Below are 25,130 nucleotides of genomic sequence, written 5' to 3' on the forward strand. Positions count from 1 at the left end.
GGGACAAAAAAACGGGCGCGCAGGTTCCCCCGCCGCCCGTCGTTTCGAAAAGGCACGGATCAGAGAAGGCTGTCGATGAGCTTCGACATGGCACCAACCGACATGTCCCCTGCATAACGCTTGCCGTTGATCAAGAAGGTCGGCGTAGCATTGACACCGAAGTCCTTGGCCGCGCGTTCCCTAACTGAGTTGACATCATCCAGAAGCTTCTGGTTCGTCAAGCATTTCGTAAAGCTATCCTCAGTAAAACCGGCAAGTTTCGACATTTGCAGCAGCGCGGCACGGCCGTCGACATCCGGCGAGGCCCAGGCGATCTGCTGCTTGAACAGCATATCGACCATCGGAAGATACTGTTCCTGCGGCGCGCAACGGGCCAGCATGAAGGCGGCGGCGGCGCGCGGGTCGAAGGGGAACTCGCGGATGATGAAGCGGACTTTGCCGGTGTCGACGTATTTCTGCTTGATCGCGTCGAAGGTGGTAGTAGCGAAATGCGCGCAGTGCGGGCAGGTCAGCGACATGTATTCGACGATCTTGACCGGAGCGTCTTCCTTGCCGAGCGCGATTTCCGGCAGGGCGCCGGGCTTCAGCACTTCGTTCATGTCGACGTTGCCATCCGGAGACGGAACCTGGTCCTCCGCCGAGCCGGCATTGGTGGTCTCCTGGGCGCCGCCGGCGGTAGTGGCATTGGCGGCGGATGCGGTGTCGGCAAAGGCAGCGAACGCCAAGGAAAGGGCCGCGACGGCAGTGCCGCCCAGCAGGTGGCGTTTGGTCAAGAGCATGTCGGACATCGGCATAGAGTCACCCGTCGTAAGAGGTCTTTGAATGGTTCATTGCGATATAACGGCTCGTTACTACTAACAAGGCACGGTTGACCAACTTTCTTCAAAGAATTGTGACCTACAGAAGACAAAAAGGTTAAATTATCGTCAGAATTGGCTGCGGTGGGGCAGACGACCCTCAGGATGCGACACTATCTCCGATAAACTTCGCGGCGATTTCCGATTCGAACTATCAGAATTCGTATGGCGCTATCTTCGATGTGCGCAATTACCCGGCAGTCTCCGACCCGATATTTCCAGAAGTCACCGAGATCAGAACCTTTCAAGGCCTCTCCGATAGCGCGCGGATTATCCAGCTTGGCAACGCGCTCGTGGAGAAATTTAAGTATCCGGCGCGAAGTCTCATGTCCGAGCTTTTCGAGTTCGCGCTCCGCAGATCGCTGAAACTCAATCGTCCACGCCATAGCGCGCCATTAACTCAGCCAAGGAAACGGTGTCGCTCTCGCCTCGGCGAAACTCTTCCAGGCGTTTTTCCGCAAGATAGATATCCTCAAGATCGTCCAGGTGCTCGAGGATCGCCTCACGGGCATAAAAGCTTTTGCTGCGCCCGGTGCGCTTGGCGAGCGCATCGAGTCTTGCTTCAATTTCCGGCGGAAGCCGTAGGGCCAACATTATCTTCTCTCCAAATTGCTATACAGATATAGCATTCCGGAAACCGCTGACCAACCGATTTCCGCATCAAAACAAAGCTATCTCTTGCCCCGCCTCCAAGCCATCGCCCTACCCAATCTCTGAACTGCAGCACGCAACTTGTCGTCCTCGATGCCGTCCATCATGTCTTCCAGCTTTCGCGCCGCTTCGCCCTTCAGCGGCGGCGGAGTGCGGGAGCGTTTTGAAGCAGTCGAAACCGGCTTCTGGACGATGCGGATCTGGCTGACGGCGTGGAAGCCGAAAAAGCCGTTGATGCGCTGGATGAGTTCGCCCTGCGCATGGGTCAGAAACAAAGCGCGTGCACCCTCGCAGGCGATGGTCAGCACGCCCGGCTGGTAGCCGCCATCCTCGCCCGAGCCGCCACGTTTTGCCCACGCGATCTTTTCCGGTCGCGTACATTCGGCGAAATCCTCGCCGGCGATCTCGTCCCAGGAGCCGAGCAGCGCCGTGTTGATTCCCGCACGCTTCGCCAGAACGGGATCTATGATGCCGTTGGTCAGCTCGGAAATCTGCTTTTCGCCTTTTCGGGGATAACTCATTGGATAACGGGACCTGGAACCTTGTTTGCGCCTCGAAGACCTTGATCGTTCGGCGCAGCTTGGCCAAGTATAGAGCACTTCCCCTCGATGCGGCAAATCATGACGACGACAATAGAATCCCCTACGGCCGCATCCCTGCTTGCCTGGTACGACCGCCATCACCGCGACCTGCCCTGGCGCGTCTCGCCCGCGATGGCAACGCGCGGCATCCGGCCCGACCCCTATCATATTTGGCTCTCCGAAGTGATGCTGCAGCAGACCACCGTGCCTGCGGTCAAAGCTTATTTCGCCAAATTCCTGGAGCGCTGGCCGACGGTTCGTGATCTTGCGGCGGCGCCCACCGACGATGTCATGGCCGCCTGGGCCGGGCTCGGCTACTATGCCCGCGCCCGCAACCTGAAGAAATGTGCGGAGGCCGTAACGGCGGAACATGGTGGGCGTTTCCCGGATACCGAGGACGGACTGCGCGCCTTGCCGGGAATCGGCGACTATACGGCGGCAGCGGTCGCCGCCATTGCATTCGAGCGGCAGGCGGCTGTCATGGACGCCAATGTCGAGCGGGTCATCTCCAGACTATACGCCATCGCTACACCTTTGCCCGCTGCCAAACCGCTGATGAAGCAGAAGGTGGCTTTACTGACGCCTGCCGATCGTCCCGGCGACTTCGCGCAGGCGATGATGGATCTCGGCGCGACGATCTGCACGCCGAAGCGGCCGGCCTGTTCGCTCTGTCCCTTCAACAATGCTTGCGAGGCATTGCGGCTGCATGATCCCGAACATTTTCCGGTCAAAGCGGCTAAGAAGGAAAAGCCGGTGCGCCAGGGTGCCGCTTTCGTGGCGGTGAATGGCGATGGCGAGATTTATTTGCGGCGGCGTATTGCCAGCGGCCTGCTCGGCGGCATGACCGAAGTGCCGACCACCGGCTGGACGGCCCGGATCGACGGCGAGACCAGCGCTGCGGCTGCCCCCTTTCCTGCCGATTGGCAGCCTGCGGGGACCGTGACGCATGTCTTCACTCACTTCGAACTGCGGCTATCGATCTATCGCGCCCAGGTGGCGTCGAGCGCGTTCCGCAATGACGGATGGTGGGAGCCGGTTACAAATCTTGAAGCACAGGCCTTGCCGACAGTCATGAAAAAAGCCATCGCTCAGGCTATTCCACGTGCATTCACAAAGACCAAGACATTCGAAAAGGCAGGACATAATTCATGACGACGGAAATCCGGCACATTGTCTTCGATATCGGCAAAGTGCTTGTTCACTACGATCCGAGTATTCCCTATAGCCGCATCATCCCCGATGAAGCGGAGCGAGCCTGGTTCCTCGCAAATGTCTGCACACATGAATGGAATATCGAGCAGGATCGCGGCCGGACCTGGGAAGAGGCCGAAGCGCTGCTGATCGCCGAGCATCCCGAGCGTGAAGAACAGATTCGCGCTTTCCGCAAAAATTGGAATGACATGGTTCCCCATGCCTATGACGATAGCGTCGCCATCATGGAGAAGCTCATAGCCGAAGGCCGCGACGTCACCATGTTGACCAATTTCGCCTCTGACACCTTTCGTGAAGCGCAGACGCGCTTCGATTTCCTCTCCAAGCCGCGCGGCGTCACCGTGTCCGGCGACATTGGCCTGATCAAGCCGGACATTGCGATCTATGAGGCGCATGTAAAGAGTTTCGGGCTGGATCCGGCTTCGACCATCTTCATCGACGATTCGCTTGCCAACGTCGAAGGCGCAAAAGCCGCGGGTTGGAACGCAGTCCATTTCACCGGCGCCGAGAAGCTGCGCAGCGATCTCGCCGCCTACGGCATCGAGGTTTGAACCCATGATTTTCGATCCGGCAGAGCGCATCACCCTGTTCCACGACGCGATCAACAGGCTTGACTACGAAGCGATCGAGAATTTCTTCGCCGAGAATGCCACCTATGTCTCCAACGGCGTCGGCAGCCTTGCCGGTCGCGAGGCGATCATGGAAGCATTTCGCGGCTATTTCGACACGTATCCGGATCAAGCCGCCGCCAATTCATTGGTGGAAACGCTGACGCCGCTTTCCGGCCGCGCCGTCTGGTCTGTCCGGGCGACCAACAGCAAGACCGGCAAGCCGCTGATCCGCGAAGGCGAAGAGACAATCACCTTCGACGAAGAGGGACGCGTCGTACGGGTCGATGTGACGGACTATCAGGAATTCTAAGCCTAGAGGCTCAAAAAATGGCGCCCAGGATTCGTGAATCCTGGGCGTCTCACCTTCCTCCCTAACTGGAGGTACTCGACGGAAGAAGGCGGATATGCGGATCCGGCCGCGGCATGATCGCGAAAACCGGGAAAGGCTTTCAGATAGATCATGCCGTTCAAATAGTTGGGATTATTCTGCCTTGGCCAGATCATTGCGGACGATCGAACGCAGATCGTCGATCGGGCGCAGGGACTGCCCGTCGTCAAAGTGCCAGAACGTCCATCCGTTGCATGCATCAAGGCCCTGGACTTTCGCGCCGAGGCGATGAATTGAGCCGGCCTCGCCACCAGACGCGACCGTGCCATCGGCGCGCACGATGGCGCTATAGCGGCGCTTTGCATCCGTCAGCACCTGGCCGGGCTTGATGAGACCGCTTTCGATCAAAACGTTGAATGCGACGCGAACTTCGGCTTTCTTGCCGGTCATCACAGTCAATTCGGCCTTGCCGAGCGGCTCGACGGCGGCAATGCGGGCGCTGGCTGCATCGATATAGTCCTGCTCGCGTTCGATGCCGACGAAATGACGGCCAAGACGCTTGGCGACGGCGCCGGTGGTGCCCGAGCCGAAGAAAGGATCAAGCACGATGTCGCCCGGTTTGGACGACGCCATGATAACGCGGGCAAGCAGGGCTTCCGGCTTCTGCGTCGGATGCGCCTTCTTGCCGTCCTGATCCTTAAGCCGTTCGCCACCGCTGCAGATCGGGAACAGCCAATCGGAGCGCATCTGCACATCGTCATTGGCCGCCTTCATAGCGTCGTAGTTGAAGGTATAGCCTTTGGCCTTGGCGTTCGGGCTCGCCCAGATCATCGTTTCATGCGCGTTCTGGAAACGACGGCCCTTGAAATTCGGCATCGGATTGGTCTTGCGCCAGACGATATCGTTGAGGATCCAGAAATTCAGATCCTGCATCGTCGCGCCGACGCGGAAAATATTGTGATAGGAGCCGATGACCCAGATGGTGCCCGTCGGCTTCAGGACGCGGCGGCAGGCCAGCAGCCAGGCGCGCGTGAAGGCATCATAGGCCTCGAACGAAGCAAACTGATCCCATTCGTCATCGACGGCGTCGACCAGCGATTGGTCCGGGCGGTGCAGGGTGCCGCCGAGCTGCAGGTTGTAAGGCGGGTCGGCGAAGATGACGTCGACGGAATGGGTGGGCAGTGCTTCAAGGGCCGCCACGCAATCGCCCTTGATGATCGTGTCGACCCAGGAGCCCGGCGTTGCGGAAGTCCTGAGGTCGGCAAGCGGGAAAACTGACGCCATGTGATACTCGCTGTTACACTTACTCGATACGCTTAACTGAGTGTTATGGTTACCTAAGTTGGTTACCAAAGGCTAAAGCGAGCAGCACATTTTGCAATTTCTCAAGACCGCGCCGATTGTCGGTCGTCGCTCGCCGTCTCGGATCCATCATGAACCGCGCGGCTGTCCGTCGGTGCCTCTTGCCTCTCATTCATTCCGTAATCACGAACCACATGCGCGATGCGCAGACGGTAGTCAGCGAAAATAGCCCCTCGCCCGGCCTTCTGTGCCGCTCGGTGCGCCTCGCGGTTCCGCCATACTTTGACCGCATCCTCGTCACGCCAGAAGGACAGCGAAAGAAGCTTGCCGCGTTGCGTCAGGCTTTCGAAGCGTTCGATGGAGACGAACCCGTCGATTGTCTCGAGCTCGGCGCGCAGCGCGCCGGCAAGATCAAGATAGTGATGGCGCTCGCCGAGATAGGGAATGACCTCGAAAATGACGGCGATCATGGCGTCACCTTTGGACCATGCGGCAGGGACACGTTTTTCAGGAAGATGCGGTCCTCCTTGATGATGAAGCGTTCGCGGCGCGAGAAATCGCAGTTCGCCTTGCCGAGTGGGTCGGCGGCGAGGCGAGCGCGATAGGCTTCATAGGCGGCCAGGCTTTCGATGTTGTAGACGCCGTAAGCCGATGTCGCCGAACCCTCGTGCGGGGCGAAATAGCCGATGAGGTCCGCGCCGTTGCGGGGTATGGCTTGGCCCCATGCTGCGGCATATTCGGCAAAGGCGTCCTTCTTGAAGGGGTCGATCTCGTAGCGGATGAAACAGGTGATCATGGTTTTCTCCTTTGGTGATGGAGATCTTGTCGCACATTGCATGACGTCGATGCTTCGGTTACGATCGAACTATGAAGGAAGGTCCTGACGTAGCGCAGATCGGTGCACTCATCGGCGATCCGGCACGGGCGAACATGCTCACCGCGCTGATGGGCGGCCGCGCCCTGACGGCAACGGAGCTGGCGGCGGCCGGCGGCATCACGCTGCAGACGGCGAGCACGCATCTGTCGAAACTCGAGACAGGCGGGTTGCTTGTGCAGCGAAAGCAAGGCCGGCACCGTTATTTCGCGCTGGCCGACGATGGTGTCGGCAAGCTGCTGGAAAGTATCATGGGCTTCGCCGCTACACGAGGGCACCTGCGCCACCGTCCCGGCCCGAAGGAGCCAGCTCTACGCAAGGCACGCATCTGCTACGACCATCTCGCCGGCGACTACGGCGTGCGCATGCTCGATAGCCTGATTGCCGCCGGTGCGATCTCGGCGGTCGGTGACGGCTTAAACCTGACGGAGCGCGGCGAAGCGCAGCTTAGCTCGATCGGCATAGACGTGACCGGGCTGCGCTCGACGCGGCGCCCGCTCTGCCGCTCCTGCCTCGATTGGAGCGAACGCCGCGCGCATCTCGCCGGCAGCCTTGGCAAGGCGCTGCTTTCCAATTTCTTCGACAAGGGCTGGGCGCGGCGATCGGAAAACAGCCGCTCGATCCTGTTTACATCGGAAGGCGAACGCCGGTTCCTGGCGCTGTTTCCGGTCGACGCACTTGCGACGGACAAAGAGCGCGACGGTGTTGACGCCTGAATTTCATAGGCCTGCGTCCAGTTGCCAGAGATGACGGCCTCAGCTTGAACCGATCAATATCCCTTTGAAATTGCTTGCTGCAATACGACTGCAGAGGTCTCCCCATTCGCAGCCGCGACAGGCATGGCGAAGATCGCCGCTTGCGAAATTCCGACGGAGCGTCGTCCTTCCATCAGAGACGAAGGCGTCCAGGTATCCAAATTATCTATAATTTTTATCCAACGATCGCGAAAGCTTCGCGCGTCGTTCCCGAGGGTGTCCGCACAGGCGCCCGGCCGATCCACTGCACGTGTTTCTGGAGGATGGATGCCGCCTCCTCTGTCCGCCCCTGGCGTAGCGCGGCGAGGATGGCGCGATGGTCGTGATCGGTGCGTTTTTCCCAGCCAGATTGCCAGGCGGAGAAGAGAAAGCGAGCGCTGGCGGCGTGCAGGTCATCGATTGAGGCAAGCAGCCGCGCCATGCCGCAAGGCGCAAGGATCAAGCGGTGAAAGCGACGATTGGCCTCTTCCCAGGCGCGGACGTCGGCAGCAGCATCCCCTTCCCGAGTCGCCTCTTCGGCCGCATCGAGGATTGCGGGCGTAAGATGTTGCGCCGCATGTCTCAATGCCAAACTCTCGAGCGCCGCCCGCATTTCCGCGACTTCCCGAACCTCCTCGAGATCGAAGGAGGCAACGCGCACGCCGCGGCGCGGCACACTGATCGCCAAACCCTGGGCTTCCAGGCGGCGGAACGCCTCGCGCACTGGCACATGGCTGGCGCCGAATTCCTCGGCGATGTGATCCTGCCGCAGCCGCGCATCGGGCGCGATCTCGCCACGGATGATGCGATCTGCAAGCACCCGGCTGATTCGGCTGGCAATCGTGTCGTCGCGCTCTTTGGCCATGGCCGATCCTTAAAGGTGGCGATCGGCCTTGTCGAGCGTCCAGATCAAATACGATGCGACTTGACCGGGTGCATATGCACATATATGATAAATTATGCAAGCTGAAAACGACCTCGGTCCCCTCGCCTGTCATTGCCTGGCAACCCGGCAACTGGCGAGGCATGTCTCGAAGCTCTATGAGCGCCATATGGCGCCGACCGGTATAACCAGCACCCAATTTTCGCTCCTGAATTTCCTCGACCGCGACGCACGGATGACCATGAACGACCTAGCGGCCGCGATGCTCATGGACCGCACGACCCTGCTGCGGGCCGTAAAGCCGCTGCAACGACAGGGGCTGATCATCACTGCGCCCGAGATGAAGGATAGCCGGCGGCTGATGTTGGAGCTATCGCCGGCCGGGCGGAACAAAATCGCTGAGGCCGAGCCTTTCTGGCAGGCCGCTCAAGAGGAATATGAGTCGCAGGTCGGCCAACTCCATGCCAAAAGCCTGCGCAGCGACTTTTTCAACATGACCCATCACGGCTGACCCTTTTCGTTGGACCCAAAGCTTGGCCTATCCTTTCCCCCAGTGCATTTCTGCCATGCCCGCTGATCGGTTGAGCTTTGCCGGAGCATCGTGTAAAGCCGCACAATCCCTTTTAGCGCAGGCCCCAAAAAGCGCGGAGCGCCTTTTGGATGAGGCCATGCCAATCCAGAGCCCCACTAAAGGCAGTGTATTCTCATGAGCAATGGCTTCGATCTCATCATCTTCGACTGCGACGGCGTTCTGGTCGATTCGGAAATCATCGCGGCGGAGGTTGAATCCAAGCTCCTGACGGAAGCGGGCTACCCAATCAGCGTCGAAGAAATGGGCGAGCGTTTTGCCGGCATGACTTGGCAGAACATTCTGTTCGAAGTCGAACGCGAGGCGAGCATTCCGCTCTCCGCATCGCTGCTGGACAAGTCCGAGAAGCTTCTCGACTTGAGGCTCGCCAATGACGTCAAGGCTATCCCTGGCGTTCCTCTCGCCCTGTCACGCCTGCCGATGCCGCGCTGCATCTGCTCGAACTCCAGCATCGCGCGGATCGACATGATGCTCTCCAAGGTCGGCTATAAAGAGCTGTTCGCGCCGTATATCTATTCCGCCAAGGAACTCGGCGCCGATCGCGTCAAGCCGAAGCCGGATATTTTCCTGCACGGCGCCAAGAAGATGAACGTTCCGCCGGCCAATGTCATCGTCGTCGAAGATTCGGTGCATGGTGTGCAGGCTGCGCGTGCCGCCGGCATGCGCGTCATCGGCTTCACCGGCGCTTCGCACACCTATCCTTCGCATGCCGACCGGCTGACCGACGCGGGCGCCGAAACCGTCATCGCCCGGATGGCTGATCTGGCCGGCGTGGTGATGGCATTGTCGGAATGGGAAGGCGTTTTGTAAGGCAATAGGCAATAGGCAATAGGCAATAGGCAATAGGCAATAGGCAATAGGCAATAGGCAATAGGCAATAGATGTTGCCGCCATGTGCCGACGGTGGCAAGGACAACGTGTTCTTTACTACTGCCTACTGCCTGATCCCCAGCCTTACTGATGCTTCTTACGGACCGGCTTCTGGCCCTTCTCGGGCTTTTGCGGTCCCTGATCGAAGCCGACCTGGACGCTGGTGAAGCCGCCGGAACCGCCGGCAACCTTGATGTCGTCGTCGGTGAAGAGGAACTGCGTCGTGGTCTCGCCCGGTGGGATTTCGGCAGTGTAATTAATGGTCTTCTCGTAGAGCGCGGTGTTGTCGTCCATGACGGCGACATGGATCGGCAGGGTTACCTTGCCAGGCCCGCCCGTCGGCCCGGCGACGAGACGCCCCTGCGCGACGACATGAATATTGAGGCTGGTGCCATCGGTGGTGCACTGGCGCGTCGCCTGGGCGAGCGAGCCTTGATACGCCAACTGGTTCGGATCGTCCTTGGCGCCCTTTGCATAGGTCCGGTAGACGGATGCCTCGTCGCGGATCACCACTTGCGGGCATTTGCCTGCGATGTAGGCCTGGCCGCCGGTCACTTGCGGCGCGGGGTCGGCAGCGGATGTATTGCCCGCTGTCGCCTGCGGCGCCACCGTTACATCCGTCGCGGGCTGCTTGTCGCCACCGCCGAAACCAAGAGAACTACAGCCAGTCAACAATGCCAAAAGCGAAGCGGAGAAAAGACGACGAGACACTCTGCCAAACACTATTATTCCACCCTCTGCAATATTTCACATTATCGGCCTGCAGCCTGTTCGACGGGCCTTTTATGACACTTGGCGATGGTCTATACCAGCGGCCCAGCGAAAAATCGATTGGGTAGGCACCGTTTTGGCTCACTTTTCGACGTCGACAGATTGGCGCAAGCCGCCGCCCGCCGGAAGCATCCGGGCGGACATTGCGCAAACGCGAAAACCACGCGGCTGATCCGACGCAAAAAGACGGACTGCCATCGCTTCGTTCTCCTATCCTCTCACCTCATCACTCCGGCAATTTTGCGACCAAAGGAATTCTAGACCGTGGATTATATCTCAACGCGGGGAGAAGCCCCTGCTCTTGGCTTCTGCGACGCCCTTCTGGCCGGCCTTGCGCGTGATGGCGGGCTTTATGTCCCCCGCAAATGGCCGACCTTGACGAAAAAGGAGATCCGCGCTTTCCGCGGCAAGAGCTATCAGGAGGTCGCCTTCGCCGTGCTGTCGCCTTTCACCAACGGCGAAATTCCGGACAATGTCTTCCGCGGCATGATCGATGAAGCCTATGCCACCTTCCGCCATCCCGCTGTCACGCCGCTGGTGCAGACAGGCCCGAACAGCTTCGTGATGGAGCTCTTCCATGGTACGACGCTCGCCTTCAAGGATGTCGCCATGCAGTTGCTTGCACGGCTGATGGACCATGCGCTGGAAAAGCGCGGGCAGAGGGCGACCATCGTCGGCGCGACATCGGGCGACACCGGCGGTGCTGCGATCGATGCTTTTGCCGGCCGCGAACGGACCGACATCTTCATCCTCTTCCCGCATGGCAAAGTTTCGCCGGTACAGCAGCGGCAGATGACCACCTCGACGGCGGCCAATGTGCACGCGCTAGCGATCAACGGCAATTTCGATGATTGCCAGAACCTAGTCAAAGCCATGTTCAACGACACGGCCTTCCGCGACAGCGTCAAACTTTCGGGCGTCAATTCGATCAACTGGGCGCGCATCATGGCACAGGTGGTCTACTATTTCACCACCGCCGTCGCGCTCGGCGGACCGGACCGGAAGATTTCCTTCACCGTTCCGACCGGCAATTTCGGTGATATTTTCGCCGGCTATGTCGCCAAGCGCATGGGCCTGCCGATCGACCGGCTGGTGATCGCCACCAACGAGAACGACATCCTAGCACGCACCCTTAAGACCGGGCGTTATGAGATGCGCGAGGTCAAGGCGACCACCGCGCCGTCGATGGACATCCAGATCTCCTCCAACTTCGAACGGCTGCTGTTCGAAGCCTATGACCGCGACCCATCGAAGGTGCGCGCGGCGATGGAAAGCCTGAAACAATCGAATGGTTTTTCGATCGGCGAACACGCGCTGAAGACCATCAAGAAGGACTTCCGCGCCGGCCGCGCCAGCGAGAAGCAGGTCGCTGCCACGATCCGCAAAATGCTCGATGACACAGGCTATCTCATCGATCCGCACACCGCCATCGGTGTTTTTGTTGCGGAAATAAACGAGAAGCCGGCAAGCCCGATGGTAACGCTTGCTACCGCGCATCCGGCAAAATTCCCCGCCGCAGTAAAATCGGCATGCGGTATTGACCCAGCGCTTCCGACGTGGCTTGCTGGACTGATGAACAGGGAGGAGCGTTTCGACGTCCTCGATCCCGAGCTTAAAGCCGTAGAAACTTTTATCGGCAAACATGCCCGGGCCGGGGAATAATAAACGCAGAAAGACAGACGATGACAGTGGAGTGCACCCGGCTTGCGTCCGGGCTGACAGTAGCGACCCAGACGATGCCACACCTCGAAAGCGTGGCACTCGGCGTCTGGATCAAATCGGGTTCGCGTAACGAAACCGAGGCGGAGCACGGCATTGCGCATCTGCTCGAACACATGGCGTTCAAGGGTACGGCGCGTCGCTCGGCGCGCGAGATCGCCGAGGAAATCGAGAATGTCGGCGGCGAAGTCAATGCTGCCACGTCTACCGAGACAACCTCCTACTATGCCCGCGTGCTAAAGGACCATGTACCGCTCGCCGTCGATATCCTCGCCGATATCCTGACTGAATCCGCTTTTGACGAAGACGAGTTGCAGCGCGAAAAGCAGGTCATCCTGCAGGAAATCAACGCTGCGAACGACACGCCCGACGACGTGGTCTTCGATAAATTTTCCGAAGTCGCCTATCGCGGCCAGACGCTCGGCCGGGCTATTCTCGGCACACCGGAGACCGTCGTTTCCTTCTCGCCCGGGCAAATCCGCGGTTATCTCAGCCGCAATTATACGACAGACCGTATGTTCGTCGTTGCCGCCGGCGCGGTTGACCACGAAAGCTTCGTCCGCCAAGTCGAAGAGCGCTTCTCCAGCCTGCCGACCAAGCCGTCGGCGCCACCTGTCATCGAGCCTGCCCGCTATATCGGCGGCAATATCCGCGAGACGCGCGACTTGATGGACGCGCAGATCCTGCTCGGCTTCGAGGGCCGCGCCTACCATACACGCGACTTCTACTGTTCGCAGATTCTTGCCAACATCCTCGGCGGCGGCATGTCCTCGCGGCTGTTCCAGGAAGTGCGCGAATTCCGCGGTCTATGCTATTCGGTCTATGCCTTCCATTGGGGCTTTTCCGACACCGGCATTTTCGGCATCCATGCTGCGACGGGCGGCGAGAACCTACCGGAACTGGTGCCGGTCATCATCGCCGAGCTGCATAAATCCTCCCACCAGATCGAGCAGCAGGAAATCGAGCGCGCCCGCGCCCAAATTCGTGCGCAGTTGCTGATGGGGCAGGAAAGCCCGGCAGCGCGCGCCGGCCAGATCGCGCGGCAAATGATGCTCTACGGCCGGCCTATCCCCAACCAGGAAATGCTGGAGCGGTTGCAGGGCATCACCATCGACCGCCTGACGGATCTTGCCGGTCGCCTGTTCTTCGACACGGTGCCGACGCTGTCGGCGATCGGGCCGTTGGAACAGTTGGCGCCGATGGAAGATATCATCACGTCCTTATCATCGCCGACCCCCGCCTCCAAAAGCGCGAGCGGCTAAGACCGCATCGCGAGCCTATGGGTTCAATCTTTCGGGGAGTACTGGGCGGAATGCAAAAATCGGTCTTTCGGTTTCTGTCACGTCATCCGGACGCGGTCGAACTGGAAAACGCGACCTATTTGCTGCGGCTGCCGCGTTACTCCGATTTCAATCAATGGCATCGGCTGCGGGCCGAAAGCCGACGCTTCCTGGAACCCTGGGAGCCGACCTGGCGTCATGACGAACTGACCGAGGGCGCCTATCGAGCCCGTGTCATCCGTGGAAAACAGGAATATAGCTCCGGCCAGGCCATTCCACTTTTTATTTTTCTTAAAGAGAATATGACCTTACTCGGCGGCATCACGATCGGCTACATCCGACGTGGCGCCGCGCAAAGCTGCATGATCGGCTATTGGATGGGCGAGCGACATTCCGGCCAGGGCCATATGTTCGCCGCACTTCAGTTGGTTATACCCTACATCTTTTCGGGACTTGAGTTGCACCGTATTGAAGCAGCCTGTATTCCGGATAATGAGCGTAGCATGCGGCTTTTGGAAAAGGCCGGGTTCCAACGGGAAGGTCATTTGCGCGGTTATCTTAAAATCAACGGTCAATGGCGTGATCACGTGATGTTTTCCCGGTTGGCGTCCGACGCCGACCTCAGCAGAAAATCCGACCAGCAATGACCGCCGATCTTACGCCGCCCCCACGATTGGCCAGGAGGTTGTCCGCGATCCTCGCGACGCTTGCGGCTGCCACGCTGTTCTTTCTTGCCGGCATGGTGCATGCCGCCGAGCCCGTGAAGATTTCACGCGACGACACCGCGCTGGATCTGACGGCGACGACGGAGATCTACACCAATCAGGGCGAGGCCTTTCAGGTCTCCACCGCCGCCGGCGCCGACGGCATTCGCCGCCGCATTGAGGTACGGTCCTCCTCGCCGAACCACCAGGGCGACTGGGCCGTCTTTGCGCTCGCCAATGTCTCGGAAGAACAGCTCGAGCGCGTCATCGTCGCGCCGCACTTCCGCCTGGTGAACTCGAAAATGTTCTGGCCGGACCTCGGCTCGCAGCGCATCATCGCGATCACGCCGAGCGAAGGCTTTGCCCTCGACCGGCAACCCAGCGACGAGGCCGATGTCTTCCGCATCACGCTGAACCCCGGCGCGGTCGTCACCTTTGTCGCCGAGCTCTCCTCGCCGAACCTGCCGCAGCTCTATCTTTGGGAGCCGAACGCTTACAAGGACACCGTCAACGCCTTCACGCTCTATCGCGGTATCGTGCTCGGCATTGCCGGCCTGCTGGCGGTGTTCCTGACTATTCTCTTTGTCGTCAAGGGCACCTCGATGTTGCCGGCGACGGCTGCGCTGGCCTGGGCAGTGCTCGGCTATATCTGTGTCGATTTCGGTTTCCTCGGCAAGCTCATCAGCATCACCTCCAGCGATCAGCGAATATGGCGCGCCTGTGCGGAGGTGGCGCTCGCGTCGAGCCTGGTCATCTTCCTGTTCACTTATCTGAACCTCAATCGATGGCATGCGCATCTCGGCTACGTGACGCTTGCCTGGGTACTCGGTCTCGCGCTGCTCTTCGGCGTGGCGATCTATGATCCGTCGATTGCGGCCGGCATTGCGCGGCTGTCGCTGGCGCTGACGGCGACGGCGGGCCTGCTGCTGATCATTTATCTTGGCTTCAGCCGCTACGACCGCGCCATTCTGCTTGTGCCCGCCTGGGCGCTGATCCTGGTCTGGCTGTTCGGCGCCTGGATGACGATCACGGGCAAGCTCGATAACGACATCATCCAGCCGGCGCTGGGCGGCGGCCTCGTTCTGATTGTGCTGCTGATCGGCTTCACGGTCATGCAGCACGCCTTCGCCGGCGGCGCATTCCAGCAGGGCCTGTTCTCCGATCTCGAGCGGCAGTCCTTGGCGCTGACAGGCTCCGGCGATACCGTCTGGGATTGGGATGTGGCGCGCGATCGTGTGGTGACCACTCCGGATATCTCGATGAAGCTCGGCCTGTCGCCCGGCACCATGCATGGCGCGGCACGCAACTGGCTGCCACGACTGCATCCCGATGATCGCGACCGCTTCCGGGCAACACTCGATGTGCTCCTCGAACACCGCCGCGGCCGGCTGAATCACGAATTCCGCATTCGTGCCGAAGACGGGCATTTTCACTGGCTATCGATCCGCGCCCGCCCGGTGCTCGGCTCGAACGGTGAGATCATCCGCTGCGTCGGTACCATCGTCGACATCACGGAGCAGAAGAATTCGATCGAGCGGCTGCTGCACGACGCACTGCACGACAATCTGACCGGTCTGCCCAATCGCCAGGTTTTCATCGACCGCCTGCAGGCCGTTCTCACCTTGGCGCCGGAAGGCGGCCAGCTGCGTCCGACGGTGATGGTGATCGACATCGACCGCTATAAGCTGGTCAACGATACGCTCGGTGTCGCTGCCGGTGACAATATCCTGATCGCGCTGACGCGGCGCCTGCGTCGGCTGATGAAGCCGCAGGACACGCTGGCGCGCCTCTCCGGCGACCAGTTCGGCCTGATCCTCGTTTCCGAGCGTGATCCGGCAAAGGTCGCCGATTTCGCCGATGCGATCAGCAAGGCGATCATGGTGCCGATCAATTTCGCCAATCGCGAAATCATCCTGACGGCTTCGATCGGGCTGACGTCCTGGGTCGACCAGCAGGAGAGCGCCACCGGCTTGTTGAGTGACGCCGAACTTGCGATGTATCGCGCCAAACGCGCGGGCGGCAATCGCGTCGAGCCTTTCCAGCCTGCTTTCCGCAGCTTCGGCACCGACCGCCTGCAGCTTGAAACGGACCTTCGTCGCGCCGTCGAGCGCAAGGAATTGTCGCTGGTCTACCAGCCGATCGTTCGGCTGGAAGATGCCGAAGTCGCCGGTTTCGAGGCGCTGATGCGATGGGAACATCCGAAACGCGGCAATATTCCGCCATCAGAGTTCATACCGATCGCCGAAGCTTCGGATATTATCGGTCCGCTCGGCATGTTCGCACTGGAACAGGCGACCAACGACCTGATGGCCTGGCAGCGCCAGACCGGCGACTTGCCGCTCTTCGTTTCCATCAATCTGTCCAGCGTGCAGCTCCTCAACAACGAGCTCTACGATGATGTCCGCGCTTTGCTCGCAAAAACCCACTGCGAACCGAACCGCATCAAGCTCGAACTGACAGAATCGCAGGTGATGGAGAATCCGGAACAAGCTCGCCTCGTGCTCGGCAAGCTGCGCGAAGCCGGCATCGGCCTGGCGCTCGACGATTTCGGTACCGGTTACTCCTCGCTCTCCTACCTTACCCGTTTCCCCTTCGACACGATCAAGCTCGACAAGGCGATGGTGCGCGACGAAAGCGATAAGAAAGCCGTGCTCTTGCGTTCCGTGATCTCCATGGCGCGCGAGCTCAATATGCGGGTCGTCGCTGAAGGCATCGAATCGGAAGAGGACGCGCTCGAACTCGCCAAGATGGGTTGCGCCTACGGCCAAAGCTTCATCTTCGGCCCGCCGATGGGAACTGACTCGGTGCTGCGGCTGTTGAAGGAACGCTTTCCACTGACGAAAAGGGCGTAGCAAAAGCTACGCTCCTCTAATCACTCCGTGTAGATATTCCAGCTTCGCCACCACCGGCGGCGACAGGATGAACGGATAGGAATCCGGCTGGCCCATGCTGCGCTGGATGGCATTGATCGCGACGCTTAAGGGAATCCAGGCGCTGACCAGCTGCTCGGCGCTTTCAGCCTTATAGGGATTGAAATCCACCGCGGCCGCCATTTCGCGGTAACCGTTGGGATCGACCGCCAAACCGAAAGAGCGGGCAGTTTCCAGCGTATCGACGATGTGAAGGTAATGCGCGAAACATTCGGCAAAATCTTCCCAGGGATGGGCGCTGGCATAAGCGCTGATGAAATTTTCCTGCCAGTTTGGCGGCGGCCCATTCTCATAATGCCGCTGTAGGGCTGCGGCGTAATCCACCCGCTCGTTGCCAAAGATAGCGCGGAAGGCATCGAACTGATTGCGGTCGCGGATCAGTTTGTTCCAGATGAAATGGCCGGCCTCGTGGCGGAAATGGCCAAGCAATGTGCGGTAGGGTTCATTCATCGATGCGCGCGCCTGTTCGCGCGTAACGTCGTCAGCCTCGGCGGCGCGGATGGCGATCAGCCCCTCGTCATGGCCTGTCCTGGCCGGTACGACGTTACCGCCCTGCACCTCGTCCTCCAGGAAATCGAAGACCAATCCACTCTGCGGATCGTGCTGGCGATCGGGATGCGGCAGGTTCCAGCGCAATAGGGAATAGAACAGATGCCGTTCGGCCTGGCCGATCCGCCGCCAACGACCTATGCCCTGCTGTGTATCCATATTCGGCACCAGCCGGTTATGGCGGCAAGCAATGCAGAAGGGTTCGGAATCTCCGGCCTCGACCATCCAATTGCAGATATCGAGTTCCGCGTTGGCACAGAACCGGACAACATGGGTCGGCTCGGCAACCAGGCGCCAATTCGGCCCGTCAGCCTCCAGCGCATACATCGCAAGAAGCTCGGGAACAAAGCCGAGCTGATGGCCGCAGCGCACGCATTGCCGATTATCAAAATGCACCGGTTGGCCACAATGATCACAGGCGAAAAGCCTCATGGAAAGCCCTCCAAAATCAGGCCGTCGAGGACATGAAAAGAGCCTGTCCCGATTTGCGACAGGCTCTTTTACTGCGCCGCGCATGCGAAAGGACGCAGCACTTAAATAGGCGCATGTCAGACTGCCGGATTACATCCGGCTGGCAGCGCCCTTGGCCTTATCCTTGGCTTTGGCAACAGCCACCTGGGCTTTACCCTTGGCCTTCTGAGCCGCGCCTTCGGCCTGCATAGTCTTGCTCTTGGTGGCTTTGCCCGCAGCCTGCTTGGCCTTGCCGGCCACTTCGTTGGCCTTGCCGGATACCTTTTCGCTCATGCTGCCCATATCAAACGCCTCCTCATTCTGCACCGGCGGGGTTGCCGGTGCAGTGACGGGGAAACGTGACTAACGATATTTCGTTCCAAAAGGACGCAAGCAGCTCAGCAATGCCCTGCATGCGGCGACAGCATGGCGGCGCTAATGCCCATCAGCGCCAGAGCGCGCTCATACTTATCATCAAGGCTACGGTCGAAGATCAGTTCCTCATTGGCCGGGCAATTGAGCCAGCCATTGTTGCCGATTTCCGCTTCGAGCTGACCTGCGCCCCAGCCCGCATAGCCGAGCAGCATGGTGGCGCGCTTCGGCCCGCCACCCTTGGAAATGGCGCGCACAATATCCAATGTCGCCGTCAGGCTGATATCGTCGCTGACCGGAATACTACTGTCGCTGATATAGTCGTCGGAATGCAGGACGAAACCGCGGCCACTTTCAACCGGGCCGCCGGTCTGGATCGGGAAATCGCGAGCGACCGCCGGCAGAAGAATAGCATCGTCGTCCTTGATCATTTCGAGATGCAGCAGCACGTCGGTAAAGGTGAGGTTCTGCGCCCGGTTGATGACGAAGCCCATGGCACCGGCCGCGGAATGAGCACAGATGTAGATCACCGTGCGATTGAAATTCTGGTCTTCCATACCAGGCATAGCAATCAGGAACTGGCCGTCGAGAAAACCTCTTTCGCGTTTGTTCTTCAGCGTCGATAGGGACATCGTACCTCCTGACTGCAGTCTGTAACTGCGCCCCTAAAAAAGAAGATGCGGCAATGTCATAAATCAATCAACTGAAAATGATCATTTCTTGTCCGCCTCGTTCTGGTACAGCATCGCGCCATCCGATAAATCCTTGTTCCATGACCAGAAAACTCTCTTTCGCTCCCCTGTTGACAACGCTGCTCGGAACGCTCGCAGCCGTAATACTGACTGGCAGCACCGCCGCCCTTGCGGCCATGAGCGGCTGGGCAGACAATGAGGGCGGACGCATGCGGCTGGTGGCACTGGCGCCGGACGCTCAAGGCCATATCCGTGCCGCGCTGCAGATCGAGCCCGCACCCGGCTGGATCACCTATTGGCGTGAGCCTGGCGAAAGCGGCATTCCGCCGCAGTTGACCCTGGCGCCGGGAAGCGGCGTTACGCTGGAAAAGACCAGCTATCCCACACCCAAGCCGATCACCGTCGGCGCAATCCAGGAAATCGGCTATGACGCGCCGGTGACCTTGCCGCTCGAGCTCCGGGTCAATGGCGAGCAGCCGAAGACGCTCGACCTCACCGCCTTCATCGGCCTCTGCAAGGACATCTGCATCCCTTTCCAGGCCGAATTTTCGCTGCCACTATCGGACGCCAGCCAGGCGACCCCGCATGAGCAAGCGCTGCTGGACGCCGCCAACGCGTCGCTGCCGCAAGACCCTTCCTCGGATTTTGCCGTCGAAAATCACGGACTTTCGCCCGATGCGAAGACCCTTTCGCTGCGCCTGACGCTGCCGGACGCAGATGGCAACACGCCTTTGATCTACGTGACCGGCCCGTCCGGCTATGTCTTTTTCAAACAGGCCAATGCCAAACGCGACGGCAAGACTTTTGCGACCGAAATCGCCATCGGCAAGCTTCCTAAGAATTACGATGTCAAAGGCAAAAGCTGGGGCATCCTCGTCGTCGACGGTGAACGCGCCATGGAAACCACGCTTGCCTTCGAATAGCTCGGATCTATAGTTTCGCCCAACCATTTTCACTCAAAGGGCGGCCGTGCCGCCCTAAATCGCGACCCAAGGAGAGTGCCATGACCATCGCAATCGGCGATAAACTGCCTGCCGCCACGTTCAAGGAAAAGACCGCTGACGGTCCGGTCGAACTCACCACCGATCAGCTTTTTGCCGACAAGCGCGTCGTGCTCTTCGCCGTTCCCGGCGCCTTTACGCCGACCTGTTCGCTGAACCATCTGCCGGGTTACCTGGAAAACCGTGACGCCATCCTCGCCAAGGGTGTCGACGACATCGCCGTGGTGGCCGTCAACGACTGGCACGTCATGGGCGCCTGGGCACAATCCTCGGGCGGCATGGGCAAGATCCACTTCCTCGCCGACTGGGACGGCTCTTTCGCCAAAGCCCTCGGCCTTGATATCGACCTCTCCGCCGGCGGTCTTGGTGTCCGCTCCAAGCGCTATTCCATGCTGGTGGAAAACGGCGTGGTGAAGACGCTCAATATCGAGGAAAGCCCCGGCCAGGCAACGGTTTCAGGCGCGGCCGCGATGATCGAGCAGCTTTGAGATTTCACCGAACTAAAGGAGCTGGGCGCGTCGCGGCCAGTTCCCCCACGTCGCCGCAAAAGCAGATACAGCCACGCTTCCTATTCCTTTGTTCAATGCCTGCTTGTCACGCGGATATAATAACCATCCGGATCCATAACGCGAAAATCCCGCAGACCCCATGGTTGCAGGACAAGTTCGGACACCGAATAGCCATGTGCTCTGATGCTTTCATGTAAGCTTTCGACATCCGAAACGCCCATTACGATTTCGATACCGAGGCCAAGCCGCTCGCCATTTTCGGCCCGGAGAGGATGATCCGGTCCCAGAGCTTTCCGCGCATTTATGGAAATGGCCGCCTCGCCATTCGTGAGCATCGTCTATTCTTTGCCCACCTCACCGGCCACCTGGAAATTCAACACCCGACGATAGAATTCTATCGATGTCTGAACGTCGGCAACAAACAACTCCAGCCGCAATTTCAATGCATCCTCCCTCTCCCAATCGGGCGCATTCTTCAGATCGCAGCATCGCGAACAGATAACGACGTCGCGACTACCGTCACCAGCGGTAATATTTAGCTTAGGAAATATTCTTGTGCAGTTCACGGCCAACTTGGCCAATCACCCTTCGCCTCTTTTTTGCCGCATTCTCCTCACTACAACACGTAATGTTATTACATTTATGGAAACCCCTATGCCCTTCAGCAACAATCCCTTCGCCTCTTCCCTGATCGGGCGTTCCGCATTGACGCGCCTCGCCTTCGTTGCGATCGGCATCGCAATCCTTTGGGCGATGATCGGCTGGGCGGTGGCGTTGTCATGAGTGCTTTGATCCGTCTCGACAATCTCACGGTCACCTATGAGCGCCATCCGGCCGTGCATCACGTTTCCGGCGCCTTCCGGGCCGGCAGCCTGACGGCGATTGCCGGGCCGAACGGGGCGGGCAAGTCGACGCTCCTGAAGGCGATCATCGGCGAATTGAGGCCGGCGGAAGGCTCGATCGATCTTGGGGCGTTGACGCGCAACGATTTCGGCTACCTGCCGCAGGCGGCTGACGTCGTCAGACGTTTCCCGATCTCGGTCGCCGATACCATCATGCTCGGCGCCTGGAAAAATTCCGGTGCCTTCGGCCGTTTTTCGGGCACAGACGCCGCGCGCGCCCGGGATGCGCTCGCGGCTGTGGGCCTGGCCGGCTTCGAGCGTCGCCACATCGGCTCGCTCTCCGCCGGGCAATTCCAGCGCGTACTCTTCGCGCGGCTGCTGCTGCAGGACGCCCGCATCATCCTTCTCGACGAGCCCTTCACCGCCATCGACCAGCGCACGACGCGCGACCTGCTCGACATTGTTCTGCGCTGGCATGGCGACGGGCGCACCGTGATCGCCGTGCTGCATGATTTCGATCAGGTGCGCGCGCATTTTCCAGAGACGCTGCTGATTGCCCGCGAACTGGTTGGTTGGGGCCAGACAGGGGGCGTCATGAGCTCCGACAATCTCACCAAGGCACGGGCGATGGCCGAGAGCTGGGACGAAGACGCCGAAGACTGCCTGCCGGAGCAGGAACTTGCTGAACGGAAATCGGCGAAGCGGGAGCCGGCCGAATGACGGCCTACGATATCTTTCTCGCGCCCTTTGCCGACTACGGCTTCATGAGGCGCGCGCTCATCGCCTGCCTCTGCCTCGGCCTTGGCTCCGGACCGATCGGCGTCTTCCTGATGCTCCGGCGCATGAGCCTGATGGGCGACGCCATGAGTCACGCCGTCCTCCCGGGCGCGGCGATCGGCTATCTGATCGCCGGCTCGCTGTCACTGACGGCGATGGGGCTTGGCGGACTTGTGGCCGGCCTGTCGGTGGCGCTGCTCTCCGGGCTCGTCAGCCGCATGACGGTGCTGCAGGAAGACGCGAGTTTCGCCAGCTTCTATCTGACGTCTCTGGCGCTCGGTGTGCTCATCGTGTCGCTGCGTGGTTCAAATATCGATCTCCTGCATGTGCTCTTCGGTACGATCCTGGCGATCGACGCCCCTGCCCTCTATCAGATCGGCGCGATTACCACGGTGACGCTCCTGGCACTCGCAGTCATCTACAGGCCATTGGTGATGGAGTGCTTCGATCCCGGCTTTCTGCGCACTGTCGGCGGTCGGGGGCCGGTCTATCATTTCCTTTTCCTGCTGCTGGTGGTGCTCAATCTCGTCGCCAGCTTCCAGGCGCTCGGTACGCTGATGGCGGTCGGGCTGATGATGCTGCCGGCGGCGATTGCGCAGCTCTGGTCGCGCAGCCTGCCGGCGATGATGGCGATCGCGGCGGCAACGGCGACCGCGTCGGGCTATATCGGGCTCATCGCCTCGTACCATTTCGAGTTCGCCTCCGGCCCGACCATCATCATCGCGGCGAGTCTGATCTACGGCTTTTCCATTCTGTTCTCACCATCGGGCCTGGCCCGCCGGCTTATCCCGCGTCCCCATCTCAGGGGCTAATTTGATCAAGGAGATTTCTTATGATCGGACACAGACTGCTTCTCTCCGCCACGCTGCCGGCCTTCGTCGCCTTTGGCATGGCGATACCCGCTTCGGCTGAAACGTTGAATGTCGTTGCCTCCTTCACCGTACTCGCCGATGTCGTCAAGCAGGTGGGCGGCGACCATGTGAAGGTATCGAGCCTGGTCGGCCCGAATGGCGACCCCCATGAATTCGAACCGTCACCGGCCGACGCCAAAAAGCTCAATGCGGCCAAGGTCACCTTCGTCAGCGGCGAGGGCCTGGAAGGCTGGATGGATCGGTTGATCAGCGCCTCCGGTTATAAGGGCACGCCAGTCGTCGCCTCGGAGGGCATCAATACACGCACCATGGTTGACGATGGCAAGACCGTCACCGATCCGCATGTCTGGAACAGCCCGGTCAACGTGACGATCTGGGTCGCCAACATCGAAAAGGCGCTGGCAGCCGCCGATCCGGCCGACGCCGCCGATTTCAAAGCCAATGCAGAGCGTTACACCAAGACGCTGACCGATCTCGACGCTTATGCGCACAGCAAGTTCGACAAGATTGCCGATGATCGCCGCAAGGTCCTGACCAGCCACGACGCCTTTGGCTATTTCGGCCGCGAATACAACGTCACCTTCCTGTCGCCGCTCGGCGTCTCGACCGAAACCGAAGCCTCGGCCGCCGGCGTCGCCAAGCTGATCGAGCAGATCAAGACCGAACACGTGAAGACCTATTTCTTCGAGAACTCGAACGATTCGCGCCTGGTCAAGCAGGTCGCCAAGGCCACGGGTGCGCAGCCCGGCGGTGAGCTCTATGTCGAAGCCCTCTCCAAGGCTAACGGCCCGGCTCCGACATATGAAAAAATGTTCCGTTATAACGTTGACCAGCTCGCGACTGCGATGGCGAAGTCGAGCTGAACCCAGCCGGACAAAACAGGCCGCGGGCGTCTGCCTGCGGCCTCCAGCAATTCAGTCTAACGAAACGCTCGACAATTATTCCATAACGCATTATATAACTAGTTATGTAAATTGAAGTGGAAGCGTCTTGGTTGAAGATATTGTGAAATCGCTGGGCTTCCTCTGCCTCGGCAGCCGTTTCCGCCGTATCGGCGAGCGCCTTCAGGCCGACACCCAGCAGATTATGGGGGAACTCGGCGTCTCCCTCCAATCAGCGCAATATCCCTTCCTTGCCGCAATCGACCGCGCCGGCCCGCTTACCATCGGCGAACTTGCCCAGGCTGTCGGCATCACCCAGCCGGGAGCCACGCGCACCGTCTCGCAACTTCTGGAACTCGGTTACGTCGACATGCAAGCTTCGGCCGAGGATCAGCGCCGAAGGCTGGTCTCGCTGACGACGGAAGGACAGGAGCTCGTCGACTATTCGAAACGATCGGTCTGGCCGCGCATCGAACAAGCTGTCATCGAGCTGTGCGGCGAAAGTTCCGGGCCAATCCTGGAACAACTGGCTGCAATCGAGGACAGGCTTGGCGAAGCGCCGCTTGCCCGTCGAGGCAATCTCGACAAGGAGCAGAAACCATGAGTCATATTCTCGACCGTCCGGCCTGGAACGCCCTTCGAACAGCCCACGCGACATTGGCCGAAGGGAGCGAGCTCGCTCGCCGCTATCCTCCCTCCATCGTGCCTTTCGCAGCTGCTGCCGATGATACGGCGCAAAGCCTCGAGGCATTGGAGAACCTGCCGGCCGCCGACGAGGTCATGGCGCTCGTCGAAGCCAATCCCGTTACGATCCCACCGGGACTAACGGTCATCTCAGAGGGCAAGCTGGTGCAGATGATCGCCGAACGGCCCTATGAGCGGATCTCCGACAGCCGGATCGAACCGCTGACGGAAGCCGATGCACCGGAAATGCTCGCCTTGGCCATGTTGACCAAGCCCGGCCCCTTCACGCTCCGCGCCCAGAGCCTCGGCACTTTTTGGGGCGTGAAGGTGGATGGCCGCCTCGTTGCTATGGCGGGCCAGCGCATGCGCCAGTCCGGTTTTGCCGAACTCAGCGGCCTTTGCACCCACCCCGACTTTCAGGGGCGCGGCCTTGGCACCTTGCTCTTCCGCTTCGTTGCCGGCGTGATCTCGGCAAGGGGCGAGACCGTCTATCTGCATGCCTATGCCACGAACACACCAGCCATCTCGCTTTACAAGGCGATGGGCTTCCGCCTGCGCTCCGAGATGAACCTCACCATCGTCACGCCCCGGCAGCCAGCGTGATC

At 60.0% G+C, this 25,130-nt stretch carries 30 protein-coding genes and 1 pseudogene; 18 read left to right on the forward strand and 13 right to left on the reverse strand.

Annotated features, from left to right (window positions below):
• Window positions 1-59: 59 nt before the first annotated feature.
• The 4 genes from PY649_RS19205 to PY649_RS19220 all read right to left on the reverse strand — a co-directional run bounded on the left by PY649_RS19205 (window position 60) and on the right by PY649_RS19220 (window position 2,029).
• On the reverse strand, window positions 60-794 hold the full coding sequence (locus PY649_RS19205; protein ID WP_285870209.1) for a DsbA family protein: 735 nt from the start codon (window positions 792-794) through the stop codon (window positions 60-62).
• A gap of 176 nt (window positions 795-970) precedes the next feature.
• Window positions 971-1,243 carry a type II toxin-antitoxin system RelE family toxin gene (locus PY649_RS19210; protein WP_285870210.1) on the reverse strand — a complete coding sequence of 91 codons (273 nt, stop codon included), beginning with the start codon at window positions 1,241-1,243 and terminating at the stop codon, window positions 971-973.
• The gene (gene relB / locus PY649_RS19215; protein WP_104825010.1) at window positions 1,227-1,451 is read right to left on the reverse strand and encodes a type II toxin-antitoxin system RelB family antitoxin; all 225 of its coding nucleotides are present in this window, start codon (window positions 1,449-1,451) and stop codon (window positions 1,227-1,229) included. Before relB ends, PY649_RS19210 begins: the two co-directional genes overlap by 17 nt.
• Window positions 1,452-1,528: 77 nt before the next feature.
• Entirely contained in the window at window positions 1,529-2,029 is a 501-nt protein-coding gene (locus PY649_RS19220) for a DUF721 domain-containing protein (RefSeq protein WP_285870211.1), read from the reverse strand.
• 99 nt (window positions 2,030-2,128) lie between these two features.
• Here PY649_RS19220 and mutY point away from each other — a divergent pair, with 99 nt between their 5' ends.
• From mutY to PY649_RS19235, 3 genes are read left to right on the forward strand one after another with little or no spacing between them, the layout of a single operon-like run.
• The gene (gene mutY / locus PY649_RS19225) at window positions 2,129-3,241 is read left to right on the forward strand and encodes an A/G-specific adenine glycosylase (protein ID WP_432761377.1); all 1,113 of its coding nucleotides are present in this window, start codon (window positions 2,129-2,131) and stop codon (window positions 3,239-3,241) included.
• A complete protein-coding gene (locus tag PY649_RS19230; RefSeq protein WP_285870212.1) occupies window positions 3,238-3,852 on the forward strand; it encodes an HAD family hydrolase in 615 nt (204 codons plus the stop codon). The genes mutY and PY649_RS19230 overlap by 4 nt, the downstream gene beginning before the upstream one ends.
• Before the next feature lie 4 nt (window positions 3,853-3,856).
• Window positions 3,857-4,222, forward strand: a complete 366-nt coding sequence (locus PY649_RS19235; RefSeq protein WP_285870213.1) for a nuclear transport factor 2 family protein — start codon at window positions 3,857-3,859, stop codon at window positions 4,220-4,222.
• A 171-nt stretch (window positions 4,223-4,393) separates the two neighbouring features.
• On the opposite strand, the gene PY649_RS19240 is transcribed toward PY649_RS19235, so the two are convergent.
• The 3 genes from PY649_RS19240 to PY649_RS19250 all read right to left on the reverse strand — a co-directional run bounded on the left by PY649_RS19240 (window position 4,394) and on the right by PY649_RS19250 (window position 6,338).
• A complete protein-coding gene (locus tag PY649_RS19240; RefSeq protein ID WP_285870214.1) occupies window positions 4,394-5,524 on the reverse strand; it encodes a site-specific DNA-methyltransferase in 1,131 nt (376 codons plus the stop codon).
• 101 nt (window positions 5,525-5,625) lie between these two features.
• Window positions 5,626-6,012, reverse strand: a complete 387-nt coding sequence (locus PY649_RS19245; RefSeq protein WP_285870215.1) for an antibiotic biosynthesis monooxygenase family protein — start codon at window positions 6,010-6,012, stop codon at window positions 5,626-5,628.
• Window positions 6,009-6,338 carry an NIPSNAP family protein gene (locus PY649_RS19250; protein WP_285870216.1) on the reverse strand — a complete coding sequence of 110 codons (330 nt, stop codon included), beginning with the start codon at window positions 6,336-6,338 and terminating at the stop codon, window positions 6,009-6,011. Before PY649_RS19250 ends, PY649_RS19245 begins: the two co-directional genes overlap by 4 nt.
• A 71-nt stretch (window positions 6,339-6,409) precedes the next feature.
• Between PY649_RS19250 and PY649_RS19255 the strand changes: the two genes are divergently transcribed.
• Window positions 6,410-7,132: an ArsR/SmtB family transcription factor gene (locus PY649_RS19255; RefSeq protein WP_285870217.1), complete on the forward strand. Its 723-nt coding sequence runs from the start codon at window positions 6,410-6,412 to the stop codon at window positions 7,130-7,132.
• Window positions 7,133-7,346: 214 nt separating this feature from the next.
• On the opposite strand, the gene PY649_RS19265 is transcribed toward PY649_RS19255, so the two are convergent.
• The gene (locus PY649_RS19265; RefSeq protein ID WP_285870218.1) at window positions 7,347-8,015 is read right to left on the reverse strand and encodes a GntR family transcriptional regulator; all 669 of its coding nucleotides are present in this window, start codon (window positions 8,013-8,015) and stop codon (window positions 7,347-7,349) included.
• Between the two features lie 94 nt (window positions 8,016-8,109).
• Between PY649_RS19265 and PY649_RS19270 the strand changes: the two genes are divergently transcribed.
• Together PY649_RS19270 and PY649_RS19275 are read left to right on the forward strand one after the other, a co-directional pair.
• Window positions 8,110-8,544 carry a MarR family winged helix-turn-helix transcriptional regulator gene (locus tag PY649_RS19270; RefSeq protein ID WP_285870219.1) on the forward strand — a complete coding sequence of 145 codons (435 nt, stop codon included), beginning with the start codon at window positions 8,110-8,112 and terminating at the stop codon, window positions 8,542-8,544.
• Window positions 8,545-8,739: 195 nt separating this feature from the next.
• A complete protein-coding gene (locus PY649_RS19275; RefSeq protein WP_285870220.1) occupies window positions 8,740-9,432 on the forward strand; it encodes an HAD family hydrolase in 693 nt (230 codons plus the stop codon).
• Between the two features lie 144 nt (window positions 9,433-9,576).
• On the opposite strand, the gene PY649_RS19280 is transcribed toward PY649_RS19275, so the two are convergent.
• Entirely contained in the window at window positions 9,577-10,203 is a 627-nt protein-coding gene (locus tag PY649_RS19280; protein WP_285870221.1) for a hypothetical protein, read from the reverse strand.
• A gap of 324 nt (window positions 10,204-10,527) precedes the next feature.
• Between PY649_RS19280 and thrC the strand changes: the two genes are divergently transcribed.
• The 4 genes from thrC to PY649_RS19300 are packed head-to-tail and all read left to right on the forward strand — an operon-like array spanning window position 10,528 to window position 16,818.
• Window positions 10,528-11,925 carry a threonine synthase gene (gene thrC, locus PY649_RS19285; protein ID WP_285870222.1) on the forward strand — a complete coding sequence of 466 codons (1,398 nt, stop codon included), beginning with the start codon at window positions 10,528-10,530 and terminating at the stop codon, window positions 11,923-11,925.
• Window positions 11,926-11,945: 20 nt separating this feature from the next.
• Window positions 11,946-13,244, forward strand: coding sequence for a M16 family metallopeptidase (locus PY649_RS19290; RefSeq protein ID WP_285870223.1), 1,299 nt, complete (start codon window positions 11,946-11,948; stop codon window positions 13,242-13,244).
• 50 nt (window positions 13,245-13,294) lie between these two features.
• Window positions 13,295-13,909: a GNAT family N-acetyltransferase gene (locus PY649_RS19295; RefSeq protein ID WP_120703451.1), complete on the forward strand. Its 615-nt coding sequence runs from the start codon at window positions 13,295-13,297 to the stop codon at window positions 13,907-13,909.
• Window positions 13,906-16,818: a sensor domain-containing phosphodiesterase gene (locus PY649_RS19300; RefSeq protein ID WP_285870225.1), complete on the forward strand. Its 2,913-nt coding sequence runs from the start codon at window positions 13,906-13,908 to the stop codon at window positions 16,816-16,818. Before PY649_RS19295 ends, PY649_RS19300 begins: the two co-directional genes overlap by 4 nt.
• A 6-nt stretch (window positions 16,819-16,824) precedes the next feature.
• Here PY649_RS19300 and PY649_RS19305 read toward each other — a convergent pair whose 3' ends face one another.
• The 3 genes from PY649_RS19305 to PY649_RS19315 form a co-directional block, all read right to left on the reverse strand.
• A complete protein-coding gene (locus tag PY649_RS19305; protein ID WP_285870226.1) occupies window positions 16,825-17,877 on the reverse strand; it encodes a zinc-binding metallopeptidase family protein in 1,053 nt (350 codons plus the stop codon).
• A 129-nt stretch (window positions 17,878-18,006) separates the two neighbouring features.
• Entirely contained in the window at window positions 18,007-18,198 is a 192-nt protein-coding gene (locus tag PY649_RS19310; protein WP_285870228.1) for a CsbD family protein, read from the reverse strand.
• 95 nt (window positions 18,199-18,293) lie between these two features.
• Window positions 18,294-18,899, reverse strand: coding sequence for a YqgE/AlgH family protein (locus PY649_RS19315; RefSeq protein ID WP_285870229.1), 606 nt, complete (start codon window positions 18,897-18,899; stop codon window positions 18,294-18,296).
• Between the two features lie 140 nt (window positions 18,900-19,039).
• Here PY649_RS19315 and PY649_RS19320 point away from each other — a divergent pair, with 140 nt between their 5' ends.
• Window positions 19,040-19,882, forward strand: a complete 843-nt coding sequence (locus PY649_RS19320) for a protein-disulfide reductase DsbD domain-containing protein (protein WP_285870230.1) — start codon at window positions 19,040-19,042, stop codon at window positions 19,880-19,882.
• Window positions 19,883-19,962: 80 nt separating this feature from the next.
• Entirely contained in the window at window positions 19,963-20,448 is a 486-nt protein-coding gene (locus tag PY649_RS19325; RefSeq protein ID WP_285870231.1) for a peroxiredoxin, read from the forward strand.
• 92 nt (window positions 20,449-20,540) lie between these two features.
• On the opposite strand, the pseudogene PY649_RS19330 reads toward PY649_RS19325, so the two are convergent.
• Window positions 20,541-21,035 (reverse strand): annotated as a pseudogene (locus PY649_RS19330) (VOC family protein).
• A gap of 88 nt (window positions 21,036-21,123) precedes the next feature.
• Here PY649_RS19330 and PY649_RS19335 point away from each other — a divergent pair.
• The 6 genes from PY649_RS19335 (at window position 21,124) to PY649_RS19360 (ending at window position 25,128) form a co-directional block, all read left to right on the forward strand.
• Window positions 21,124-21,252, forward strand: coding sequence for a hypothetical protein (locus PY649_RS19335; protein ID WP_285870232.1), 129 nt, complete (start codon window positions 21,124-21,126; stop codon window positions 21,250-21,252).
• A complete protein-coding gene (locus PY649_RS19340) occupies window positions 21,249-22,031 on the forward strand; it encodes a metal ABC transporter ATP-binding protein (RefSeq protein WP_285870233.1) in 783 nt (260 codons plus the stop codon). Before PY649_RS19335 ends, PY649_RS19340 begins: the two co-directional genes overlap by 4 nt.
• The gene (locus PY649_RS19345) at window positions 22,028-22,900 is read left to right on the forward strand and encodes a metal ABC transporter permease (protein WP_285870234.1); all 873 of its coding nucleotides are present in this window, start codon (window positions 22,028-22,030) and stop codon (window positions 22,898-22,900) included. Before PY649_RS19340 ends, PY649_RS19345 begins: the two co-directional genes overlap by 4 nt.
• Before the next feature lie 20 nt (window positions 22,901-22,920).
• A complete protein-coding gene (locus PY649_RS19350) occupies window positions 22,921-23,823 on the forward strand; it encodes a metal ABC transporter solute-binding protein, Zn/Mn family (RefSeq protein ID WP_285870235.1) in 903 nt (300 codons plus the stop codon).
• A gap of 127 nt (window positions 23,824-23,950) precedes the next feature.
• Window positions 23,951-24,445 (forward strand): MarR family winged helix-turn-helix transcriptional regulator, encoded by a 495-nt coding sequence (locus PY649_RS19355; RefSeq protein ID WP_285870236.1) that lies wholly within the window; start codon window positions 23,951-23,953, stop codon window positions 24,443-24,445.
• Window positions 24,442-25,128 carry a GNAT family N-acetyltransferase gene (locus PY649_RS19360; RefSeq protein ID WP_285870237.1) on the forward strand — a complete coding sequence of 229 codons (687 nt, stop codon included), beginning with the start codon at window positions 24,442-24,444 and terminating at the stop codon, window positions 25,126-25,128. Before PY649_RS19355 ends, PY649_RS19360 begins: the two co-directional genes overlap by 4 nt.
• Window positions 25,129-25,130: the final 2 nt, after the last annotated feature.

It is taken from the genome of Rhizobium mayense, from assembly GCF_030272705.1.
Lineage (GTDB): Bacteria > Pseudomonadota > Alphaproteobacteria > Rhizobiales > Rhizobiaceae > Rhizobium > Rhizobium mayense.

Bases quoted from the DNA above. Each gene is read 5' to 3' on its own strand.
- PY649_RS19205 (WP_285870209.1), bottom strand. From the start codon at position 794: ATGCCGATGTCCGACATGCTCTTGACCAAACGCCACCTGCTGGGCGGC.
- PY649_RS19210 (WP_285870210.1), bottom strand. From the start codon at position 1,243: ATGGCGTGGACGATTGAGTTTCAGCGATCTGCGGAGCGCGAACTCGAA.
- relB (WP_104825010.1), bottom strand. From the start codon at position 1,451: ATGTTGGCCCTACGGCTTCCGCCGGAAATTGAAGCAAGACTCGATGCG.
- PY649_RS19220 (WP_285870211.1), bottom strand. From the start codon at position 2,029: ATGAGTTATCCCCGAAAAGGCGAAAAGCAGATTTCCGAGCTGACCAAC.
- mutY (WP_432761377.1), top strand. From the start codon at position 2,129: ATGACGACGACAATAGAATCCCCTACGGCCGCATCCCTGCTTGCCTGG.
- PY649_RS19230 (WP_285870212.1), top strand. From the start codon at position 3,238: ATGACGACGGAAATCCGGCACATTGTCTTCGATATCGGCAAAGTGCTT.
- PY649_RS19235 (WP_285870213.1), top strand. From the start codon at position 3,857: ATGATTTTCGATCCGGCAGAGCGCATCACCCTGTTCCACGACGCGATC.
- PY649_RS19240 (WP_285870214.1), bottom strand. From the start codon at position 5,524: ATGGCGTCAGTTTTCCCGCTTGCCGACCTCAGGACTTCCGCAACGCCG.
- PY649_RS19245 (WP_285870215.1), bottom strand. From the start codon at position 6,012: ATGATCGCCGTCATTTTCGAGGTCATTCCCTATCTCGGCGAGCGCCAT.
- PY649_RS19250 (WP_285870216.1), bottom strand. From the start codon at position 6,338: ATGATCACCTGTTTCATCCGCTACGAGATCGACCCCTTCAAGAAGGAC.
- PY649_RS19255 (WP_285870217.1), top strand. From the start codon at position 6,410: ATGAAGGAAGGTCCTGACGTAGCGCAGATCGGTGCACTCATCGGCGAT.
- PY649_RS19265 (WP_285870218.1), bottom strand. From the start codon at position 8,015: ATGGCCAAAGAGCGCGACGACACGATTGCCAGCCGAATCAGCCGGGTG.
- PY649_RS19270 (WP_285870219.1), top strand. From the start codon at position 8,110: ATGCAAGCTGAAAACGACCTCGGTCCCCTCGCCTGTCATTGCCTGGCA.
- PY649_RS19275 (WP_285870220.1), top strand. From the start codon at position 8,740: ATGAGCAATGGCTTCGATCTCATCATCTTCGACTGCGACGGCGTTCTG.
- PY649_RS19290 (WP_285870223.1), top strand. From the start codon at position 11,946: ATGACAGTGGAGTGCACCCGGCTTGCGTCCGGGCTGACAGTAGCGACC.
- PY649_RS19295 (WP_120703451.1), top strand. From the start codon at position 13,295: ATGCAAAAATCGGTCTTTCGGTTTCTGTCACGTCATCCGGACGCGGTC.
- PY649_RS19300 (WP_285870225.1), top strand. From the start codon at position 13,906: ATGACCGCCGATCTTACGCCGCCCCCACGATTGGCCAGGAGGTTGTCC.
- PY649_RS19305 (WP_285870226.1), bottom strand. From the start codon at position 17,877: ATGAGGCTTTTCGCCTGTGATCATTGTGGCCAACCGGTGCATTTTGAT.
- PY649_RS19310 (WP_285870228.1), bottom strand. From the start codon at position 18,198: ATGGGCAGCATGAGCGAAAAGGTATCCGGCAAGGCCAACGAAGTGGCC.
- PY649_RS19315 (WP_285870229.1), bottom strand. From the start codon at position 18,899: ATGTCCCTATCGACGCTGAAGAACAAACGCGAAAGAGGTTTTCTCGAC.
- PY649_RS19320 (WP_285870230.1), top strand. From the start codon at position 19,040: ATGACCAGAAAACTCTCTTTCGCTCCCCTGTTGACAACGCTGCTCGGA.
- PY649_RS19325 (WP_285870231.1), top strand. From the start codon at position 19,963: ATGACCATCGCAATCGGCGATAAACTGCCTGCCGCCACGTTCAAGGAA.
- PY649_RS19335 (WP_285870232.1), top strand. From the start codon at position 21,124: ATGCCCTTCAGCAACAATCCCTTCGCCTCTTCCCTGATCGGGCGTTCC.
- PY649_RS19340 (WP_285870233.1), top strand. From the start codon at position 21,249: ATGAGTGCTTTGATCCGTCTCGACAATCTCACGGTCACCTATGAGCGC.
- PY649_RS19345 (WP_285870234.1), top strand. From the start codon at position 22,028: ATGACGGCCTACGATATCTTTCTCGCGCCCTTTGCCGACTACGGCTTC.
- PY649_RS19350 (WP_285870235.1), top strand. From the start codon at position 22,921: ATGATCGGACACAGACTGCTTCTCTCCGCCACGCTGCCGGCCTTCGTC.
- PY649_RS19360 (WP_285870237.1), top strand. From the start codon at position 24,442: ATGAGTCATATTCTCGACCGTCCGGCCTGGAACGCCCTTCGAACAGCC.